Here is a 20,951-nt window from a genome sequence, read left to right as displayed (position 1 = left end):
ATACTTAGGCCACGCGCTTCTTTTAGTGGGTAGAATTTAGTAATTTTGCAGTATGAATTGGGATACAGATATTTTTCATAAAGAGGAGTTTGACGTTGCGTTGCTCGAAGAAACCACCGACCTGCGCAACCTGGTGGTGTACAACGACGACGTGAACACGTTTGACCATGTGATTGACACGCTCATCAAAGTATGCGGCCACACGGCAGAGCAGGCCGAGCAGTGCACCATGCTCATCCACTACAAAGGCAAGTGCACCGTGAAGGTGGGGACGTTTGAGGAACTGAAGGGGATGTGCACCGCGCTGCACGATAAGGACCTTTCAGCGAACATAGAGTAGAGGAGGCGCAGCTGGATTGATGAATTTTCCTTCTAAACTTATTGAAAACGCCGTAGAGGAGCTGGCGAAACTGCCCGGTGTGGGCCGCAAAACCGCCCTTCGCCTGGCCTTGCACATGCTCAAGCACGAATCGGAGGATACGTTCTCGCTGGCGGAGGCGCTGGTGAAGATGCGGACCGAGATCAAGCACTGCAAGCATTGCCACAACATCTCCGATACCGAGGTCTGCTCTATCTGCTCCAACCCGCTCCGTGACCGCAGCATGCTGTGCGTGGTCAGCGACATCCGCGATGTGATTGCCATTGAGAATACGGCGCAGTACAAAGGCCTGTACCACGTGCTGGGCGGCGTGATATCGCCTATCGAAGGCATTGGCCCATCCGACCTGTACATCGACGCGCTGCTGGAGCGTTTGCCCGGTTCAGAGGTGAAAGAGATCCTGCTGGCCATCAGCCCCACTATGGAGGGCGACACTACGGCGTTCTATCTCACGCGCAAGCTCCGCGATTTCGACCTGCGCATCACCACTATCGCCCGCGGTGTGCCGGTAGGCGGTGAGCTGGAGTATACCGATGAGGTAACGCTCGGCAGAAGCATCGTGGAACGTACGGCTTACGGTAAAGTATAAAAAGTATAAAGTTGAACAGGAAAGGCTGCAGATGTGCTCTGCAGCCTTTTTTGTGTTTTCTCCATACTTTCGGAATATAACTGCATCGGTATATAAAGTGAAGTTAATTGATTTATACTTATAAAAATTAGGCTAAAGTCAATCAAATATGGAACTAAATATGATACTAATAAGTATGTATAGGACGTAATTTATAGAATAGCCATCGGTGCCTATGGAAGCATCACGTTTACCTAATCATACATTTATTTTTAGGCAGTATAGATATTTACCCGGCGTTTTGCTGCTGCTCCTTTGTTTCTGCACATTTTCTGCCCACGCCGAGGTAGTAAGTGAAGTTCCCTCTGCGCTGGAAGTGGCTTCCTGTTCTACTGCCGTAAAACCCAAGATTACCCTCAATGGCCCGCCCACAATATGCGCTGGTGGCAGCGTGCTGCTTACGGCAAGCCCGGGCAAAAGCTATAAATGGAGCAACGGCGCCACTTCACAATCCATTACCATTACACAGTCAGGAGAATATACTGTGGAGGTGGTGGATGAGAATGGCTGCGTGGGCAAGTCGGATGTGGTGAAAGTAGAGGTATCTGCCAAACTGAAAGCCCCCAAAATTGAGTACTCGGAGCCGCTTATTGTATGTGGCAAAGGAAGTATAACCATGCGTGTGGAGGAGCAGGAGGGGGCGGCCTATGTGTGGAAAAAGGACGGCGTGCCGGTGTCGGACAAGTCTAACGAGTTTACCGCCACCGAGGCGGGCGTTTATACAGTGGAGCTTTCCAACTTCTGCGGGTATGTGCGCAGCGCCAACAAAGTAGAGTTTGTGATTCAGCAGCCATTGCCTCCCTTTGAGGTGGTGGCAACCGGAAAACTGAAGTTCTGCAGAGGCGATAATGTAAAGCTGTCGGTGCCGGAGCTTAAAAATGTAACCTATGCCTGGTACTTGGATGGCAAAGTAATTCAGGGCAGTAACAGCCATACCTGGCAGGCCACGGAGGCCGGGGCGTATACCGCCACCATTACCGGCGAGTGTGGCACCTTTAAGAGCAGCAACAGCATTCAGGTAGAGCTGCTGGGGCTTCCGGAACCGCCTTCCACCGAGCGGGTGGTGGGCTGCACCAAGTCTTCCCTTACCCTTAAGGCTTCCGGCGGAAAAAATGGCATGTACCGCTGGTATACTACGGCCAAAGGTGGCACGGCTATACCGGGCGCCAACGGGCCTTCCTTCACTACGCCAATGCTAGCAAGCTCCACCACTTACTATGTCGCTATCACCAACGGAGAGTGTGAGAGCGAGCGCGTGCCGGTGGAGGCGGTTATCGAAACCAAACCGGAGGTATCAACCATTGAAGCAAAAGGGGATTTAGAATTCTGTGAGGGCGGGACTGTGGAGATAAGCAGCAAAACCGTGCACAAAGGCGGCGAATATGTGTGGCTGCGCGATGGGAAAGAGTATGCCCGTGGCGCCAATACCTTACAGGCCACCGAAAGCGGCGTCTATACTTTAAAATTACAGAACGACTGCGGGGCAACCCTCTCTTCCAACAGCATAAAGGTTAATGTATGGCCAGCCCCTCAGGCACCTGTGGCCCACGATGGCATTTCCTGCGGACCCGGTAAAGTGTTGCTCTCTGCCATTGGCGCTGCCGATGGGGAGTTCCGCTGGTACGAAGACGCCACAGCTGCCAATCCCATAGCAGGTGCGGTAAAAGCCGATTTCGAGACGCCAGCCCTGCAAAGCACACGCACCTACTACGTGTCCATTGTCCGGAACGGGTGTGAGACGGAGCGCGTGCCGGTGAAGGCTTTCGTATACCCTGTTCCTGTGGCCACGGCCAGCGTGCAGGAGGCTGAGATTGACGCGGGCGCCAGCACCCGCCTGAGCGGCAGCGGGGGCGCAAGCTACAGTTGGAGCCCCGCAGCCGGGCTCGACGACCCCACCAGCGCCACCCCGGTAGCTACCCCCGATAAAACAACCCGCTATACTTTAACCGTACGCAACGAAGAGGGCTGCGAGGACTCTGTGAGCGTGGAGGTGCAGGTGCGGCAGCTGCTGGAGATTCCCAATGCCTTCTCACCCAACGGCGACGGCGTGAACGACACCTGGGAAATCAAGAACATCACCTATTACCCGCAGGCAAAGGTGGAGGTGTATAACCGCTGGGGAAGTATGGTTTTTGAGCAGACCAACTACCGCAACGAGTGGCATGGCACCTACAGGGGCAATGTGCTTCCGGTCGGCACTTACTTTTATGTGATAACTGTGCCTGGCAAGGGCAAATTTACCGGCTACCTGAACCTAGTTAATTAATGCACCGCTTATGAAGCGACTTATACTTCCTTTTCTTTTGTGTTTATTGCCTTTCCTGGCTTCTGCCCAGCAGAAGCCGCAATACAGCCAGTACAGCATCAACAATTACCTGCTTAACCCTGCCATTGCGGGCATTGAGGAGTACGCCGATGTCAAAATAGGCAGCCGGTCGGCCATGTCCGGGGTGGAGGGCGCCCCCAGAACCTACTATGTCAGCGCGCACGCTCCCATAGGCTATACTTCGAGAGGAGGGCAGAAGGGCGCTGGCCACCGGTCGCCTTCGTTTGGAGGGAGCAGCAAGGGCGGGCGCATCAGCGAGCAGTTCAGGCCGCACCATGGCGTCGGGCTGCTGGCCGTGCACGACAGGGTAGGGGCTTTTTACCGCACCGAGGCAAGTATGGCCTATGCTTACCACCTGGCGCTGTCGCGGGAGGTGCGGCTTTCCGGTGGCCTCAGCGCGGGCCTGATACAGCAGCAGCAGCGGGCCGACGAGCTGCAGTTTGCCAACCCCGGCGATGCCGCCAACACCAACTGGAACATGGTGAAGCCAAACCTCTCGGCGGGGCTGTGGCTCTATGGCAGCAATTTCTACATCGGCACGTCCGGCACGCAATTGCTGGGCAACGCCGTTAATTTCGATAACTCCGTGGAGGACCATAACCTGCTTTACGAACACTATTTCCTGACCGGGGCCTACCGCTTCAGCGTGACAGAGGAGATTAGCCTGGTGCCCTCGGTGATGCTGATGTGGCTGCAGACGGCCCCCGGCTCAATAGACTTTAACCTGCGCGCCATGTACCAGGACAGGCTGTGGGTGGGCGGATCTTACCGGCAGAACGGAAATTTCGCCTTGCTGGCGGGCGTAACCATCAACCACATCTTCGACCTGGGCTATGCCTACGACAGGGGCGTGGAGGCAAACTATGGCATGGGCAACGGCAACCACGAGGTGGTGCTGGGCATGCGCATTTTCAACAAGGCCAAGGTGCTTTGTCCGCAGAACCTGTGGTAAGGCAAAATGCCTATCCTGCTACGCAAACGCTTGTTTTTCATACTTTATACTTCCCTTTCATGGCCTTTAAATCATTGTAATTGATATTCGCTTCGGTTTGTGGAAAGTGTGTGGCTTTATGAGTAAATTGCCCGCTTAACTCAACGTATATGAGAGAAACCGAAGAAGCAAAAGCAATCCTTTCTGATAGAATTTTGTCCCTGGCTGAGTCGCAGACCATCGCCATGGCTAAAAAGGCCCGCGAGCTGGCCGCCAAAGGCTACGATGTCATTAACCTGAGTTTCGGGGAGCCCGACTTCCAGACGCCGCAGTACATTAAAGACGCCGCCAAGCAGGCTATTGACGAAGGCTTCACGTTTTACACGCCGGTGCCCGGTTACCCGGAGCTGCGCCAGGAGATCTCTAAAAAGTTTAAGCGCGATAACAACCTCGACTATGCACCCGAGCAGATCGTAGTCTCTACCGGGGCCAAGCAAAGTATAGCCAACGCGGTGCTGTGCCTGGTAAACCCCGGCGACGAGGTGATCATCTTTTCGCCTTACTGGGTGTCGTATGAGGAGATCGTGAAGCTGGCTGAGGGCATTCCGGTGCCTATTATGGGCCGCCTGGAGAACGACTACAAGGTTACTGCCGAGCAGCTGGAGAAAGCCATCACGAGCAACACCAAGCTGGTGATGTACTCCTCGCCCTGCAACCCCACCGGTGCCGTGTTCGAGGAGGAGGAACTGACTGCCATCGCCCGTGTGCTGGAGAAGTATCCGCAGGTGCATGTGATTGCCGATGAAATCTACGAGTACATTAACTTCAGTGGCAAGCACTTCAGCATAGCCAATATCGATTCCATCCGCGATCGCGTGGTGACGGTGAACGGCTTCTCGAAAGGCTATGCCATGACGGGATGGCGCGTGGGCTACCTGGCCGCCAGCCGTGAGATTGCCGCCGCCTGCGACAAGATGCAGAGCCAGATTACCTCCGGCACCTGCTCCATCGCCCAGAAAGCCGCCGCTGCTGCCCTGAAAGGCGGCAACGCCAGCGCCCTGGAGATGGCCGAGGCCTACCGCCGCCGCCGCGACCTGGTGCTGGACCTGATGAACGGCATTCCTGGGTTCAAGACCTACTTGCCAAACGGGGCATTTTACATCTTCCCGGACGTTAGCGCATACTTTGGCAAGCAGTTCGAGGGCAAAACGATGGAAAGTGCCGAAGACCTGAGCATGTTTATACTGAGCGACGCCCATGTGGCGGTGGTAAGCGGGGAGGCGTTCGGGGCACCGCAGTGCATCCGCTTCTCTTTTGCCGCTTCCGACGAAAAACTAGTTGAGGCAATGCGTCGCATCAAGAACAGCCTCGCAAAACTGCAGTAATGAATCAATTTAATAGCTTAGAGAATATTTTTGAGGCCTTTAACCGCCTGAACGTGCTGGTGGTGGGCGATGTGATGATAGACTCCTACCTGTGGGGCAAAACCTCGCGCATCTCGCCGGAGGCACCGGTGCCGATCGTGAACGTGGTGAAGCGGGAGAAGCGCCTGGGTGGGGCCGCCAACGTGGCCCTGAACGTGCAGGCCATGGGAGCCACGCCTTTGCTCTGCTCCGTTATCGGCGATGACCAGGACGGGGCCGATTACCTGCGCCTGATGGAGGAGCGGGGCCTTTCTACCGAGGGCATTGTGCAGAGCCCGGAGCGTGTTACCACCATCAAGCACCGTATTATTGCCGGGACACAACAGCTGCTGCGCGTGGATGCCGAGATAGAGCACAACCTGACAGACTACGATGAACGCTATCTGGAGGAACGCTTTGTGCAACTGCTGGAGAAGGCCGACGTGGTCATCTTTGAGGACTACGACAAGGGCGTGTTCTCGGAGCGCAACATCAGGCGTTTTCTGGATCTGGCCAACCAGCGCGGGGTTCCGAGCGTAATCGACCCGAAGAAAAAGAATTTCCTGAGCTATGTGGGCTGTACCCTGTTTAAACCAAACCTGAAAGAGCTGAAGGAAGGCCTAAAGGCCGATTTTGCCGACGAGAACCTGCCCGCCTTTGAGGATGCCGTGGAGGAGCTTCAGGAGCGCCTGCAGGTAAAGCAGGTGCTGGTTACCTTGTCGGAGCGGGGCGTGTTTGTGGCGGATGGGGCAGCGAAAACCTACATCGAGGCGCACCGCCGCTCTATCTCCGACGTTTCCGGGGCCGGTGATACCGTTATCAGTATCGCGGCGCTTTGTATGGCTCTGAAAACTTCTGTGCACTTTATGGCCGGCCTGAGCAACCTGGGCGGCGGCCTGGTGTGTGAGCAGGTAGGCGTGGTGCCCGTAGACAAGCAACGGCTATACGAAGAGGCACAGCGTATACGCCTGTTTGAAACACATGAACACCGAATCGCTTAACAGATTCCTGTACGACAGCAAGCTAAGGGCCTACGCCCTGATGCGCTGGACTACCTATGTTCTCACCATACTTGCCGTGGGTATACTGCTGTATGCCCACGGCGTGGTGGAGGACCCGGCCACCCTGCGGAAGCTATTCTATGCCATCGACGGTATCCTGGCCATCTTCGTGGTGATTTACCTGCTGCGCATCCTGTATGCCTTCGAAAGGCTCAAATTTCTCAGGCGCACCCGCTTTGAGGGTTTCCTGATGCTGGTGGTGTTCATCAACGAGTTCAGTACCTACGTGCTGGGCATCCCGGTCATCTACAACATCTTTGAAAGTATAGGCATCCCGCTGTCGGTGGAGTGGTACCGGGCCAGCGTATCGATGTACATGCTTTTGCTGCTGATTGTGGAGCTGCTCGAGACCAAGGTGCACCTGAAAACGCTGACGCTCAAGCCGGGTATTACCTTCCTGCTCAGCTTTATTTCCCTGATATGCATTGGCACCGGGCTCTTTATGCTGCCCAAAATGACCACCACCCCGGATGGGATGCGGTTTGTGGATGCCCTGTTTATGGCCACCAGTGCCTCCTGCATCACGGGCCTTGCCGTGGTGGACCCCGGCACTTACTTTACCTTGTCGGGGCAGGTGCTGCTGCTGGTGCTGGTGCAGCTGGGAGGGCTGGGGGTGATGACCTTTGCCACCTTCTTTGCCACGCTCATGCGCCAGGGCATGGGTATAAAGCAACACGTGGCCATGCACGAACTCATGGACAGCGACTCGCTGCTTTCTGCCAAAGGTTTGCTGGGCAAGCTCATCACGCTTACCTTAAGCATCGAGGCCGTGGGGGCGGTGATCATCTTTGCCACCTGGAGCCCCGAGGTGCAGTTCACCAACCTGGGGAGCAAGATCTTCTACTCCGTCTTTCATGCGGTGTCCGGCTTCTGTAATGCCGGTTTTTCCCTTTTCCCGGAAGGGTTGTACACGCAGCCGCTCCGAACCGGCTACATCCTGCACCTGACCATAGCGGCCCTGGTGATACTTGGAGGGCTCGGTTTCCCTACCATGCTGGATGTTTTTTCGCCTTCGGCCATGCGCCGCCGCATGCATGCCCCGTGGCGCAACTGGAAACTCCTTTCGCGGGTGACCATTTATACTTCTGCCGCCTTACTGGCCTTTGGCACGGTGGTGTTTTTCCTGCTGGAGTACTTTAACACGCTCTCTACCCTGAACTTTGCCGAGGCCATCGTAACCGCTTTCTTCCAGTCGGCTACTACCCGCTCCTCAGGCTTTCATACAGTGGATATCTCGGTGCTTAATACGCCTACCGTGCTTTTGTTCCTGGCACTGATGTTTATCGGTGCCTCGCCGGGCTCGATGGGCGGGGGCATCAAAACCACCACCTTTGTGGTGCTGATACTTTCGGTGGTTACTACGATTCGGGGGCGCGAGAACCTGGAGATCGGGCGACGCACCATACCACACTCTGTGGCCTATAAAGCCTTTTCCGTGTTCACCTTTGCTGTGGTCATCAACATCATTTGCATCTTCTTCCTGTCCATCACCGATGCGCAATTCGACATCCTGAAGCTTATGTTTGAGCAGGTGTCGGCTTTTGCCACCGTGGGGCTGAGCACAGGGATAACGGCAGGCCTGTCTGATGCCGGTAAGCTGATTATTGTCCTGTCGATGTATGTGGGCAGGGTGGGGACCCTTACGCTGGCGCTGGCCCTGAGCACGCGTATAAGCACCAAGGCCTATAAACTCCCGACCTCGCACCTGCCTGTGGGCTAAGCGGGTGACGCCTTTAAAATATTTAACGCCCCAGGTAAGGGCATTTGTAAATCCTGTTATAGTTTTGCTGGCTTCGAGGCTATGGGCAAAGTATAAAGCAGGCAGTGGCAGTATTATCGGTAAGAAAAAGTAAGCGCGTATGAATACAGAGGCGTTAAACAGGGCGCTCTACGGCAGTAAGCTAACCGCATACAAGCTGATGCGGGGCACTACGTATAGCCTTTCCATCCTGTCAATCGGCCTGCTGATTCTGGCGCACGGTGTGGTAGAGGACCCCAAGCAGTTGAACATACTGTTCAGGAGTATTGATGCCATACTGGCCATCTTTGTGATTATATACATCCTACGCATCCTTTATGCTTTCGAGCGGGCTAAGTTCCTGAAACGGACCTGGTTTGAGGGGGTACTGATGGCAATTGTTTTCCTGAACGAGCTCTTTACCTATGGTTTCGGGATCCCGCTGATTTACGATGTCTTCGGAAGTATGGGCATCCCGCTGTCGGTGGAGTGGTACCGGGTAAGCGTATCGTTATACATGCTCGTGTTCCTGACAGTGGAGCTGATCCAGACCAGAATACACCTGAAAACACTGCAGCTCAAACCCTCTGTTACCTTCCTGCTCAGCTTCATCGTTCTCATTTTGCTGGGCACCGGATTGCTGATGCTGCCCAAAATGACCACCACCACAGAGGGGATGAAGTTTATAGACGCTCTGTTCATGGCCACCAGCGCTTCCTGCGTTACGGGGCTTGCCGTAGTGGATCCCGGTACCTATTTTACTTTCTCAGGCCAGGTGGTGTTACTGCTGCTGATACAGATGGGGGGCCTGGGCATACTTACCTTTGCCACCTTCTTTGCGTCCTTAATGCGGCAGGGCGTGGGGGTAAAACAGCACGTAGCCATGCACGAGCTGCTCGAAAGCGAATCGCTTTTCTCTGCCAAGGGCCTCCTTCGGAAGCTTATCTACCTCACACTCACGATAGAAAGTATTGGCGCTGTGATGATCTTTATGACCTGGGGGAACGAAGTGCAGTTTACCGACCTGGGCAGCAAGATTTTCTTTTCTGTTTTTCATGCGGTGTCTGCTTTCTGCAATGCCGGTTTCTCGCTTTTCCCGGAGGGGCTCTACACCAGCCCTGTCCGGCTGTCTTACACGCTGCACCTGGTTGTGGCCATGCTTATTATTTTTGGGGGGCTGGGCTTTCCCGCGATAATCGATATCTTTTCGCCGGTTGCAATGCGGGCACGCATGAACGCGCCCTGGAAGAACTGGAAGATGCTCACCCGGGTTGTTGTCTATACTTCGGTCGTGCTCCTGGCAGTTGGAACAGTGGGCTTCTTTCTGCTGGAGTACTACAACTCCCTTGCTAAGCTGACCTTTGCCGAGGCGGTAATAGCTTCTTTTTTTCAGTCGGTCACTACCCGAACTGCCGGTTTTAACACCGTAGATATCTCTGCCTTAAATGCCCCTACCCTGATAATGTTCATGTTCCTCATGTTTATCGGGGCCTCACCCGGGTCTACCGGCGGCGGCATAAAGACTACTACTTTCACTGTGATACTCTTTGCTGTGGCCACCACGGTGCGCAACAAGCGCAACCTGGAGATCGGGCGGCGTACCATACCGCACTCAGTGGCTTATAAAGCCTTTACCGTATTTACGTTTGCGGCCATTTTCAACATCATGTTCATCTTCGTGCTTTCAATCTCAGACTCGCAGTACGATATCATTAGCCTGGCTTTTGAGCAGGTGTCTGCTTTTGCCACGGTGGGGCTCAGCACGGGGATAACGGGAGGACTCTCAGACGTAGGCAAAAGCATCATCATCCTCTCGATGTACATCGGCAGGGTGGGCTCTCTTACCCTGGCCCTGGCGCTGAGCACGCGGGCTGCCTCTACCGCCTATAAGTATCCTGACTCCCACCTGCCGGTCGGATAAGGGAGTTTAGGAGTCTGGAAGTTTGAGAGTTAAAAAGTTAAAAAAGCAGGGATGCAGTTTTTTGCCTTTATACTTTCTGCCGCAAGTTTAGCGATAGCGTAACTTGTGGCTGTGTATGAGGCAAGTTTGTAACTTGCTTTCTGCACGAGCAGAAAAGTATACATTAGCACATATTTTATACTTCAATCAGGCATAACCAAAGTATAAAGTATAGCCAAAGCTGTCGCAATTTTGCTTTTTCAAAGCAAAGCAGTTTCAAACTGCTGCTAAAGCAACTACGAGTTGCGCTACGCTAATCTTGCGGTATGAAGAGAAGTATACGCCAGGCAGCACCGGCTCCAACCACCCCTGCCCCTCCTTAGCCAAGGAGGGGAGCTTGTTCTTACTGCTTCTTGTGCCACCATTACAGTCTGAGCTTTTCCTTTTTGTCATCCTAAATGGAACTGTGTAAAAGGAAGGTTAAGCTGAAGCTACAGAGCTCATACCTTAGCTAAAGTAGTAGCAGGCTCCCCTCCTTGGCTAAGCGGCTAGGGGTAGTTGGACCCGGCACTGCAGAAATCCTGCTCATCCTATAATTCTGAAAATCCTGTTTCTGACAAAGTATAAAGTATAGCCGCCACCTTCATGCGCAACCACAAGGTGCGATCTACCATACTTCTGGCACATTCTAAAACATGAGCGGCTGGCACTACTTAAAGGCCAGCCGCTCATGTTTTATACTTTAGGAGACTTAACTCCCCAACTCTCTAACTCTTAAACTCCTAAACTCCCTCACTCCTCAGTACCGGGCTGAACTCCTTCACCGTCTGCACGAAGCATTTCACTTTCTCAGGGTCTGTGTCAGGGTACACGCCGTGGCCGAGGTTGGCGATGTGGCGGTGCGGACCGAACTCCTTCAGCATTTTGATGGTCTCATCCTGGATGGTTTCGAAAGAGCTGTAAAGCAGGCATGGGTCCATGTTGCCTTGCAGCGTTTTGTTCGGTCCCACCTGCTGGCGCACCTTGCTCACTTCCATGTTCCAGTCCACGCCGATGGTTTCGCAGTTCAGCTTGCTGAAGTCTTCCATGGCAAAGAAGGCGCCCTTGGCAAACACCGTTACCGGTACGTTGCGGATGGCGTTACATATTTCGCTAATGTAAGGCAGGGCGAACTGGCGGTAGTGCGCCGGTGAAAGGATGCCTGCCCAGGAATCGAAGATCTGGATAAGGTTGGCACCAGCCTCTACCTGCGCCTTGAGGTAGGCGATGGTGGTGTCGGTGATCATGCGGAGCAGCTGGTGTGCCAGCCTGGGGTTGGTATACAGCATACCGCGCGCATGCGAGAATGTCTTCGAGCCGCTTCCTTCCACCATGTAGGCCAGGATCGTCCAGGGAGCGCCGGCAAAGCCGATGAGCGGCACGCGCCCGTTCAGGGCTCTTTTGGTGATCTTGATGGCATCCAGCACATAGTGCAGGTGCTCGTGCGGATCAGCCACGCGCAGTTTCCGCAGATCCTCCTCAGAGCGTATTGTGTTCGGGAAGATGGGGCCACGCTTCTCGATCATTTCATAGGTGCAGCCCATGGCCTCGGGCACCACCAGGATGTCGGAGAAAATAATGGCGGCGTCCACATCCAGGATGTCCACCGGTTGTATGGTCACCTCGGCGGCAAACTCCGGCGTTTCCACCAGCTCCTTAAAACCACTCAAACTCTCGCGTACAGCACGGTACTCAGGCAAAATACGGCCGGCCTGGCGCATTAGCCAAACGGGAGTGCGCTCCACAGCCTCACCCCGGGCAGCTCTTAAAAGCAGATCATTCTTTAGTTGCATGTTACAAAGATACGGAATTTACCCTGTCAAAGGTAGCAGGCAGGCACCCTATTTCCCCAACAGCGAAAGTATACCCGTGGTCACGAAGTTTACCCCGATAGACAGCACAATGAAGCCCATGATGCGCGACAAGGCTGATAAGCCCGCTTTGCCCATATAGCCTACCAGCTGGTGCGAGAAAACAAGTATGACAAACGTAACGGCGGCCACCAGGGCAATGGAGACAAGTATAAGGCTGATATCCGGGTAGGAGAGGGCCGGTGAGAACATGCCGATGCTGACGGCAATGGAGCCCGGCCCCGAGAGCATCGGCATCGCCAGGGGCGTAAAGGAAATGTCATCCTTCTCCAGGCTCTCCTTCAGTACACTTTTCGATACTTTTTTGCCCTGGTGCGATTTGCTGGTGAGCAGGCCAAAACCGGCGCGCATAATCATCAGCCCGCCCGCAATCCGGATATCTGTGAGCCCTATCCCGAAGAAATTGAGCACGTATTGCCCGGCCACAAAAAAGACAGCAAGTATAAGCGCCATGTAGATACAGGCACGCAGGGCCTGCTGGTTGCGGTTGCCGGCCGTGTCGTCCCGGGTGAGGGTGATGAACACAGGCATGGCCCCGAACGGGTTAACAACCGTGAAGAGCGCCGTAAAAGTAGCCAGTACTAGTTCCATAGTTTCGGTGGTAGCGGCCACAAAACTAGCGGGCGAAAGTTAAGGCTTGGTTAATGGGCTGTTGTGAGATGGTTAACAAGTATAAATTTTAACGTATGGCTTTTGCCTGGATTCAGTAGCGGAAGCCATACGTTAGAGGCGGGCTTACTTGATGTCGGAAGCGGCCTCGGTTGCTTTCTTACGGGCAACAGGGCGACGACGGGTCTCCTTACGCTTCACATACACTGCGGAGCGGCCTTTGTCGTCCTCCTTGCGGATGGTGAAAATGTCTTTGTAGGCGTCAATGAGTTGCAGCAGCTGGCCGTAGCCGAAGGTGCGCGGGTCAAAGCTGGGGTCGAGCTGGCGCAGGCTGGTGCCCATCATGCCCAGGTGCGCCCAGCCATCCTCATCCGATGACATCTCGAAGGCCTCTTTCAGGAGCGGCACCGGGTTGGGGCGTTGTGAATGCCCTGCGCTGTCGCTTACCTTTTCGGCCTGGTCTATTTTTTCTTCGATGTTACCGGTTAGGTTCTCGGTGAAGATGAACACGTTGCAGGCATTTACGAAAGGCTTCGGGGTTTTGCGCTGGCCAATGCCCATCACAAAAATGCCCTCCTCGCGGATGCGGGTGGCCAGGCGGGTGTAGTCGCTGTCGGAGGATACGATGCAGAAGCCATCCACCAGGCCGGAGTGCAGCAGGTCCATGGCGTCGATAATCAAGGCGCTGTCGGTGGCGTTCTTGCCCACCGTGTAACGGAACTGCTGGATGGGTTGTATGGCGTGGTTGTTCAGGCATTCTTTCCAGCCGTTCATCTGCGGGGTGGTCCAGTCGCCGTAAATGCGCCGGATGGTGGGGGCGCCATACTTGCCGGCCTCGGCCAGCAGCTTGGCAATCAGGCTGGGCTGGGCGTTGTCGCCGTCAATCAGCATCGCCATTTTGTCAATCTTATTGTTTTTGGGTAGGTTCTTCATCTATAATGGTTTAGGGATGGGAGCAAAATGCTTCCGGGTTTGGCTTCAGAGCGCCATACATAGTTATACTGCTATTTATGAGGGAGGTTGTAGCAGCAGAAAAGCGGGCGGCGCTAAAGTTTAAAAACTTATATTTGTTTTAAATTGATATTCAGCCTGCTATAAATGTAGCTATAATATGGTTACCGAAAGTAATTTTTAATTTATCGCCTGCTCCAGTGGCAGCGCGCCTGTGTTTAACCACGTATACATCATCCATATGAAAAAGTATAAAACCACACTTTTAGCGATGGGAGTATCCTTGTTGGCCTTGGTAGGACCGGCCAGGGCGCAGGTGTTTAAGGCCGAGGAGCCGCTGGCCCACACATACTCGATAGTGGCCCGCGACCCCAAGACCGGCGAGATGGCCGTGGGCGTGCAAAGCCACTGGTTTTCGGTGGGCACGGTGGTGCCCTGGGCAGAGGCGGGTGTGGGCGCGGTAGCCACGCAGTCTTTTACGAACAAGTCGTTTGGGCCGCGCGGGCTGGAGCTGCTGCGGCAGGGCAAAACACCTGAGGAGGCACTGGCTATACTTCTGGCTGACGACGAGGCCCGCGAGGTGCGGCAGGTGGCCATACTTGATGCTCAAGGAAACGTGGCTACCCACACCGGCAAGCAGTGCATCCGCTACGCCGGGCACATCTCAGGCAGGAATTTCTCGGTGCAGGCCAACATGATGCTGACCGACAAAGTATGGCCGGCCATGGCAAAGGCTTTTGAACGGAGCGAGGGACAGCCGCTGGCCGAGCGCGTGCTGCTGGCCATGCAGGCGGCCGAGCAGGAGGGCGGCGACATACGCGGCAAGCAGTCGGCGGCGCTGGTGGTGGTGAAGGGGCAGCGCAGCAACCAGCCTTGGGACGATACCACCATAGACCTGCGCGTGGACGACCATGAGCAGCCCCTGGAGGAGCTCGAGCGCCTGCTGAAGGTGCACCGGGCCTATGAGCACATGAACGCCGGCGACCTGGCCATCGAAAAGGGACAGGTGCAGCAGGCCATGCAGGAGTATGGCAAGGCCCAGTCTTTGATTCCCAATAACCTGGAGATGAAGTACTGGCACGCCATCAGCCTGGCCAACAACGGCCAGATTGACGAGGCCGCCAGGTTGCTGCGCGAAATCTACAAGAAAGACCCCAACTGGCGCGAGCTGACCACGCGCCTGCCCGAGGTGGGCCTGCTGGACGTGAGCCGGCAGCAAATGGAGAAGCTGCTCAAGTGAGTTATACCTCGTAAAGTATGGGAGAAGTATAAACCAAGGTTATTCCTGTACGAACCGCTATTGTCATCCTGAAAGGATCCTGTGGGCAAACTTAAAAAGCTTAGCTTCAGTAGGAAAATTCTTGCTTTCACCAGGTTTCTCCCAGAGTGACAGGTATTTGCTATACTTCGGGCTTATACCATTATCAGGTTAGTTGTGCGCATCTGCCATAATTTTGCCATCAAACCCACCCCTAACCCCTCCAAGGAGTGGAATTCACGCTACATGGTAAGTAGTTCCGTTGCGCATAAATGAATCCATAGGGGTATTATCCTGTCACTATACTTACCCTATCGCAACATTTACAAGTATAAGCGGGCAGTAGCGTCCTCGTTCTCGTCTTTTTAATCCTGGTAAAGTATACTGGGCAGCTTTTACAACACGGTGAGGGGTTTAGTAAAGTATCTCTGAAATAAAATACATAAATTGAAGCCCTCGAACTAAATCCTATTTCACCTTTTACAAAATGCTGAACAGAAACAACCTACGCTGCCTGCTGGCGGCCGCTGCCACTACGGTACTCACACTGCCGGCCATGGCGCAAAACTATGCCCAGGACTCTGCCACGATCAAGAGAATCTATGACAACGCCCTCACCAGCTACGAGAGCTATGAGAACCTGCGCTTCCTTACCAAGAACATCGGTGCCCGCCTGAGCGGATCGCCGCAAGCCGCCGCGGCCGTGGAGTGGAGCCGCCAACTGATGGAGAAGATGAACCTTGACACGGTATACCTGCAGGAAGTGATGGTGCCGCATTGGGTGCGCGGGGACAAGGAAATCGGCCGTGTGATAAACTCCAAGCTGGTAGGCTCCGCCGATATGAACATTCTGGCGCTGGGCGGTTCGGTTGGCACCGGCGGGCAAGGCTTGTCTGCCGAGGTGGTAGAGGTAAAGAGCTTTGAGGAGCTGGAGAAACTGGGCAAGAAGAAGGTGAAGGGAAAGATTGTGTTCTTTAACCGGCCTTTCGATAATACGCACATTCACACGGGTTCTGCCTACGGCGAGGCGGTAGACCAGCGCGGCGGAGGCCCGGTAGCGGCTGCCAAGCTGGGCGCCGTGGCGGTGCTGGTGCGCTCCATGACGAACGACATTCAGGATGTGCCACATACCGGTAGCACACGCTACGAAGACGGGGTGGAGAAAATTCCGGCGGCCGCCATCAGCACGAAGCACGCAGAGCTGCTGAGCCGCCTGCTGAAGGATGACCCAAGCCTGAAGTTTTACATGCGCATGACTTCCCAAACGCTTCCGGATGTGCTTTCCTACAATGTAATCGGGGAGATAAGAGGTGTTGAGAAGCCGGACGAGATTATCCTGGTAGGCGGCCACCTCGACTCCTGGGATGTGGGCGAGGGTGCGCATGACGACGGCACCGGTTGCATGCAGTCGATAGAGGTGTTGCGCGTGTTTAACGAATTAGGCATTAAGCCGAAGCGTACGATCCGTGCGGTCCTGTTCATGAACGAGGAAAACGGCCTGCGCGGCGGTAGAAAGTATGCCGAGGTGGCCAAGGCGAAAGGAGAGAAGCATGTTGCGGCCATTGAGTCGGACGCAGGTGGCTTTACGCCCCGCGGCTTCGGGCTGGATGGCTCTAAGGAGCAGCTGCAGGCAGTACTGGCCTGGAAACCCTTGCTGGAGCCCTACGGCCTGCACGACATTGCCCCGGGCTACGGTGGCGCCGACATCGGTCCGCTGAAGGGACAGGGCTCTGTGGCTTTGATTGGCTTTAAACCGGACTCTCAGCGCTACTTCGACTACCACCACACCGAGATAGACACGTTTGAGCAGGTGAACCGCCGCGAGATGCAGCTGGGCGCCGCTTCCATGGCTTCCCTGGCTTACCTGATTTCGGAGTATGGCTTGAGTGGTGGTACAGCTAAAGTGCAGAAGTAAGTATAAGAGAAGTATAGCTAGCATTGACAAAGAGCCGCTCATTGGAGCGGCTCTTTGCTTTTAAGCCTTGGCTAGACGGCACTAGTTTACAGACTTGTGGTTTGCTATAGTATTGAGCCTGTGCCTCAACTGGCTTGGAAGGCTATACTTTATAGGATGACTATAGCTTTATACTTTGCTATGCCGCTGTTCCGGGCATCCTTGTCCGGAACCACTCTGCTGCGGACTTCCGAGTCCGCGTAGGCCATCCTTTTGACTTTGGCCATACTTCCCATAGCCCCTGCTTCCTTCCACTTGACACAAGCTATCCTTTCTAGCTTCTGGTCATCCTCCAGACTTAAATACTCATCGTTTCATCTCAAGCTTTGGCTCCCTCAAGGCCGGGAGGCCTCGCCTTGGGGGTAGGGGCCCTCGATAAGGGCATCGCGCGGTGTACATTTCCTATGCTCCGCAATGCCGCCACAGCGGCACCGGAAATCTACAAGGCGCTCTTTATACGAGGGCCCCTACCCCCACCCAAAGGCTGGGAAGCCGTTCGATAGCTACGGCCACTACTGTCATCTCGACCTTCGGGAGAGATCTGAAGAGGATTCCCGATAGATCTCTCACTGCATTCGAGATGACAGGGGACGTGGCAAGTATAAATTCCCCTCCGAGGAGGGGCAGGGGTGGGAGCCATACTTTGTAGGGACAGATCGCGACCTGTCCACACGATACCTGCAGCAATAGAACTTATACTTCAACCCAAGAAACTACAGGCTCCCCTCCTTGGCTAAGGAGGGGCAGGGGTGGTTGGGCCCGGTAACTGCGAGAATCCTGTTCATCCTCAAATCCTAAAAATCCTGCTTCAGACAAGTATAACCCCTAATCAACCTGAAACCCTATGGCAGCAGCAACGAACTGTCGCCGTAGCTCAGGAAGCGATAGTCGTGCGCCAGGGCGTGCTGGTATACTTTGCGCCAGTCTTCGCCAATCAAAGCAGAAACCAGGAGTAGCAAGGTGCTTTCCGGCTGATGGAAGTTTGTAACCAGGCCGTGGCACATTCTGAAAGTATAACCCGGTGCGATGATAATCTGCGTACTGGCGTGCAGGTGGTCGGTGCCCTGGCGGTCCAGGTAGTGCAGCATTGACTCCAGCGCCTGGGTGGCTGTCGGCGGGTTTATACTTTCATAGGCCTGCCACTGGCTCACATGCAGTTCTTGTTGCGGAAGCTCGGGCTGAGCCAGCACCTTAGCCCCCAGCCAGTAAATGCTTTCGAGGCTGCGCATGCTGGTCGTGCCTACCGGTATAACCGGGTTGCCCTGCTGCTTCAGAAGCCGCTCCAGTATACTTCTGCTGATGTATACTTGCTCGGCGTGCATCTCGTGGGCTTCCATCGTCTCCGACTTAACCGGTTTAAAGGTACCCGCGCCCACGTGCAGTGTCAGGTAAGCCATGTCTATACGTTGAGCTTTAAGGGCATCCATCACCCGATCCGTAAAGTGCAGACCGGCGGTGGGGGCAGCCACGGCACCTTGTTGGCTGGCGTAGATAGTCTGGTAGCGGGTATGATCCTCAGGGGTGAGGTCGCGGTTGAGGTAGGGGGGCAGGGGCAATCTGCCGCAATGCTCCAGCACCTCAGCAAAGGTTAGCTCCGCTGGCTGCCACGTGAAACGGATAAGGAAGTGGCCTTCCTGCTGCGCCTCCCGCTCGGCCTGCAACACGCCACCCTCAAAGTATAAATGCACAGGACCGCCTTTCCAGCGTTTGTTGTTACCGACCAGGCACTTCCAGGTGCAGCTTCCGGTTTGCTGCATGGCCAGCTGCACCTCGCGGTGCGGGGCCACAGGCTCCAGACAGAAGATCTCTACCAGCCCGCCGGTTTCTTTCTGCATCAGCAGCCTGGCCTGCACCACTTTGGTATCGTTAAACACGAGCAGCGTGTTCGGTGGCAGCAGCGCCGGCAGTTCTGTAAATGTATGGTCTATGATCTGGCCCTGGCGGTAAAGCAGCAATTTAGACTGGTCGCGCACAGGTAGCGGAAACTTGGCAATGCGCTCCTCGGGCAGGTCGTACACAAAATCCTTTATGGCCAGCTTCTTGGGGTCGGACATACTAGAAGTTAAGAGTTAAGAGTGATGAGTTAAGAGTTATAAGTGTAGAGGCAAACTTGTTTTAAAGTATGGATAAAGAATTGGCGCCTGTAAATCGTTTGACTGTAATCGGTTTACGTTTTTATGCGCAGGGATTTTTATTGTCCCGGCACTTTCAACGCTTAACTCATCACTCTTAACTCAAATAGTTTATTTCCCGGCATCTTCCTGCAAATCATTTAGCTCCAGCTCCAGCGCCTTCACCGAGATCTGTATTTCGCGGATGGCCAGTGCCAGGGAAATGAGCATCATCAGCAGACTGAAGGCAAACACATACTTGCCCGCGTCCATGTATCCACCGAAGAGCAAAAACATGCACAGCACACAGCCAAACATGCTCAGGGTGCCGAAGGCCTGCATGTTGCGGATCAGGATCAGGCGCTCGCGCAGGTTCCGGATCTGCCCGTAAACCCGCTGGTCGCGTGTGGTAGCGTAACGGTCCTTCAGGCTGCGGATAAGCGAGGCCAGCCCCAGAAAACGGTTGGTAAAGGCCAGGAGCAGCAGCGACAGTGCCGGGAAAAGCAGGGCTGGAGTGGTCAGGGTGATTTCCATACGTGCTGCTCTTTTACTGCTAAAGGCTTTTCAGGAAATCCTCGTCCAGCGGCTCAATGTCATCATCGTCTTCCTCCGGGTTGCTGCCCGCGTTCCAGTCTACCTGGCTGAGTAAATCCAGCCCGTCCAGGATCAGCTCATCCAGCTCTTCCTTGGTGCCGGCATCCAGCGTTTGCTCAAACAGGTGCAGGATTTCCTCCCGTTGCGGATTCACGAAAATCTCGTGGTACAGATTATCGAACGAGGCGATGCGCTTCTGCACAATCTTGTCAATCTCGCGGGTGTTTTTGGCGGTAAGCGCCTCCTGCAGCACCTCCAGCACCTCTTTGCTCTTCTCGTTATCGGCTAGGCGCAGAAAGGCCTTTATAATGGCGATGGCCACGCCAAGGCGCAGGCGCTCAAACCGGAAGCTCAGATGCTCGCGGCCGGCGCCCTTCGAGAGTTTAGCCTCACGCAGCGCGCGCTCCAGCTCCTGATACACGGTGGCGGCACCCTCCTCAAACACGTGGGGGGTGGGGCTGTCGAAAGCCGTTTCTAATAGCAGTTCAAAGCTTCTGGCGCTCATAGCTGGTTTGGTTTGTCAAGACTGCAAAAGTAATGATTTCTACTTTCTTACGCTACGTCTTGTTGGCCAAAGCAGGACAGGGAGAATTGGATTGATAGAAGCGCTTAATAGGGGCAGCTGAAAACTGACCTGTTGGATTTATTTGATGGATGCCTTTTCTGCAGACATGTGTGGTGTTTTGGGGTAGGGATTATAAAAATTGGATGAAATATAAGCGGTAGGTCAAAAAGGGAAGAGGAATTGTATGTATTTATAACTATATATTGTATATGTAATTTATTGGAATAATTATAGTTATATTTTATCTATACTTTGGGTTGTTCTAAAAGTTTAAATTGTATTGCTTGCTATATATATTCCTATTTAATTTGTTTTGACTTAGCTTAAACGAGGTTACAGGTGCTTTTAGTGTGTTGTTGGCTCTAAAATAATTGTACTGTTCTTAAAGTGATAAAAAAGCTTTTGGTCAGTGTTATTAATGGCTTCTGGACAGGCAGTGTAATGGGAAATACAATTATGTAGTAGCGCTGTCGCTACATGGTGGTGGTGCTTGTAAGGGCTGTGTAATTGGATGATTGTATATCTAAAGTATAACAAAAAATGAGAGTGCTGATTGGTATTGCCGTGGCCTCAGGAAGTATAGCGTGATTCGATTTAGTGTTTTGCTGATGTGACGACAAGCCGTGAGGCTGC

The 20,951-nt window shown here is 54.1% G+C and carries 16 protein-coding genes; 10 read left to right on the top strand and 6 right to left on the bottom strand.

Translation table 11 applies throughout. The annotated features are described in order from the left end of the window. Positions 1-52 precede the first annotated feature (52 nt). The 8 genes from C8N40_RS09040 to C8N40_RS09005 all read left to right on the top strand — a co-directional run bounded on the left by C8N40_RS09040 (position 53) and on the right by C8N40_RS09005 (position 10,387). Positions 53-340 (top strand): ATP-dependent Clp protease adaptor ClpS, encoded by a 288-nt coding sequence (locus tag C8N40_RS09040; RefSeq protein WP_108211466.1) that lies wholly within the window; start codon positions 53-55, stop codon positions 338-340. Between the two features lie 19 nt (positions 341-359). Next, positions 360-968 carry a recombination mediator RecR gene (gene recR / locus C8N40_RS09035; RefSeq protein ID WP_092104721.1) on the top strand — a complete coding sequence of 203 codons (609 nt, stop codon included), beginning with the start codon at positions 360-362 and terminating at the stop codon, positions 966-968. Between the two features lie 280 nt (positions 969-1,248). Next, positions 1,249-3,273 (top strand): Ig-like domain-containing protein, encoded by a 2,025-nt coding sequence (locus C8N40_RS09030; RefSeq protein WP_170114062.1) that lies wholly within the window; start codon positions 1,249-1,251, stop codon positions 3,271-3,273. A gap of 10 nt (positions 3,274-3,283) precedes the next feature. Next, on the top strand, positions 3,284-4,285 hold the full coding sequence (locus C8N40_RS09025; RefSeq protein ID WP_108211464.1) for a PorP/SprF family type IX secretion system membrane protein: 1,002 nt from the start codon (positions 3,284-3,286) through the stop codon (positions 4,283-4,285). Positions 4,286-4,434: 149 nt separating this feature from the next. Further along, positions 4,435-5,649 carry a pyridoxal phosphate-dependent aminotransferase gene (locus C8N40_RS09020; RefSeq protein ID WP_108211463.1) on the top strand — a complete coding sequence of 405 codons (1,215 nt, stop codon included), beginning with the start codon at positions 4,435-4,437 and terminating at the stop codon, positions 5,647-5,649. Next, positions 5,649-6,668 carry a bifunctional heptose 7-phosphate kinase/heptose 1-phosphate adenyltransferase gene (locus tag C8N40_RS09015; protein WP_108211462.1) on the top strand — a complete coding sequence of 340 codons (1,020 nt, stop codon included), beginning with the start codon at positions 5,649-5,651 and terminating at the stop codon, positions 6,666-6,668. The genes C8N40_RS09020 and C8N40_RS09015 overlap by 1 nt, the downstream gene beginning before the upstream one ends. After that, positions 6,649-8,448, top strand: a complete 1,800-nt coding sequence (locus tag C8N40_RS09010) for a TrkH family potassium uptake protein (protein WP_108211461.1) — start codon at positions 6,649-6,651, stop codon at positions 8,446-8,448. The genes C8N40_RS09015 and C8N40_RS09010 overlap by 20 nt, the downstream gene beginning before the upstream one ends. A gap of 139 nt (positions 8,449-8,587) precedes the next feature. Further along, positions 8,588-10,387 carry a TrkH family potassium uptake protein gene (locus C8N40_RS09005; protein WP_108211460.1) on the top strand — a complete coding sequence of 600 codons (1,800 nt, stop codon included), beginning with the start codon at positions 8,588-8,590 and terminating at the stop codon, positions 10,385-10,387. A 761-nt stretch (positions 10,388-11,148) separates the two neighbouring features. Here the strand turns inward: C8N40_RS09005 and hemE are convergent. From hemE to C8N40_RS08990, 3 genes are all read right to left on the bottom strand, one after another. Beyond that, positions 11,149-12,198: a uroporphyrinogen decarboxylase gene (gene hemE / locus C8N40_RS09000; RefSeq protein WP_108211459.1), complete on the bottom strand. Its 1,050-nt coding sequence runs from the start codon at positions 12,196-12,198 to the stop codon at positions 11,149-11,151. Positions 12,199-12,246: 48 nt separating this feature from the next. Then, positions 12,247-12,867 (bottom strand): MarC family protein, encoded by a 621-nt coding sequence (locus C8N40_RS08995; protein WP_108211757.1) that lies wholly within the window; start codon positions 12,865-12,867, stop codon positions 12,247-12,249. Between the two features lie 144 nt (positions 12,868-13,011). Further along, entirely contained in the window at positions 13,012-13,818 is an 807-nt protein-coding gene (locus C8N40_RS08990) for an NYN domain-containing protein (protein ID WP_108211458.1), read from the bottom strand. A 289-nt stretch (positions 13,819-14,107) separates the two neighbouring features. On the opposite strand from C8N40_RS08990, the gene C8N40_RS08985 reads away from it, so the two are divergent. Together C8N40_RS08985 and C8N40_RS08980 are read left to right on the top strand one after the other, a co-directional pair. Next, entirely contained in the window at positions 14,108-15,076 is a 969-nt protein-coding gene (locus tag C8N40_RS08985) for a DUF1028 domain-containing protein (RefSeq protein WP_245905073.1), read from the top strand. A gap of 505 nt (positions 15,077-15,581) precedes the next feature. Beyond that, positions 15,582-17,009, top strand: coding sequence for a M20/M25/M40 family metallo-hydrolase (locus C8N40_RS08980; protein ID WP_108211456.1), 1,428 nt, complete (start codon positions 15,582-15,584; stop codon positions 17,007-17,009). An 881-nt stretch (positions 17,010-17,890) separates the two neighbouring features. Here the strand turns inward: C8N40_RS08980 and C8N40_RS08970 are convergent. The 3 genes from C8N40_RS08970 to C8N40_RS08960 all read right to left on the bottom strand — a co-directional run bounded on the left by C8N40_RS08970 (position 17,891) and on the right by C8N40_RS08960 (position 20,258). Next, on the bottom strand, positions 17,891-19,102 hold the full coding sequence (locus C8N40_RS08970; RefSeq protein WP_108211454.1) for an S-adenosylmethionine:tRNA ribosyltransferase-isomerase: 1,212 nt from the start codon (positions 19,100-19,102) through the stop codon (positions 17,891-17,893). Positions 19,103-19,291: 189 nt separating this feature from the next. Further along, the gene (locus C8N40_RS08965; protein ID WP_108211453.1) at positions 19,292-19,693 is read right to left on the bottom strand and encodes a DUF2721 domain-containing protein; all 402 of its coding nucleotides are present in this window, start codon (positions 19,691-19,693) and stop codon (positions 19,292-19,294) included. 19 nt (positions 19,694-19,712) lie between these two features. Continuing rightward, positions 19,713-20,258 carry a hypothetical protein gene (locus tag C8N40_RS08960; RefSeq protein WP_108211452.1) on the bottom strand — a complete coding sequence of 182 codons (546 nt, stop codon included), beginning with the start codon at positions 20,256-20,258 and terminating at the stop codon, positions 19,713-19,715. Between the last annotated feature and the right edge of the window lie 693 nt (positions 20,259-20,951).

The sequence above is a fragment of the Pontibacter mucosus genome (assembly GCF_003054055.1).
Classification (GTDB): Bacteria; Bacteroidota; Bacteroidia; order Cytophagales; family Hymenobacteraceae; genus Pontibacter; species Pontibacter mucosus.
This window is presented reverse-complemented; position numbering and strand designations above follow the sequence as displayed.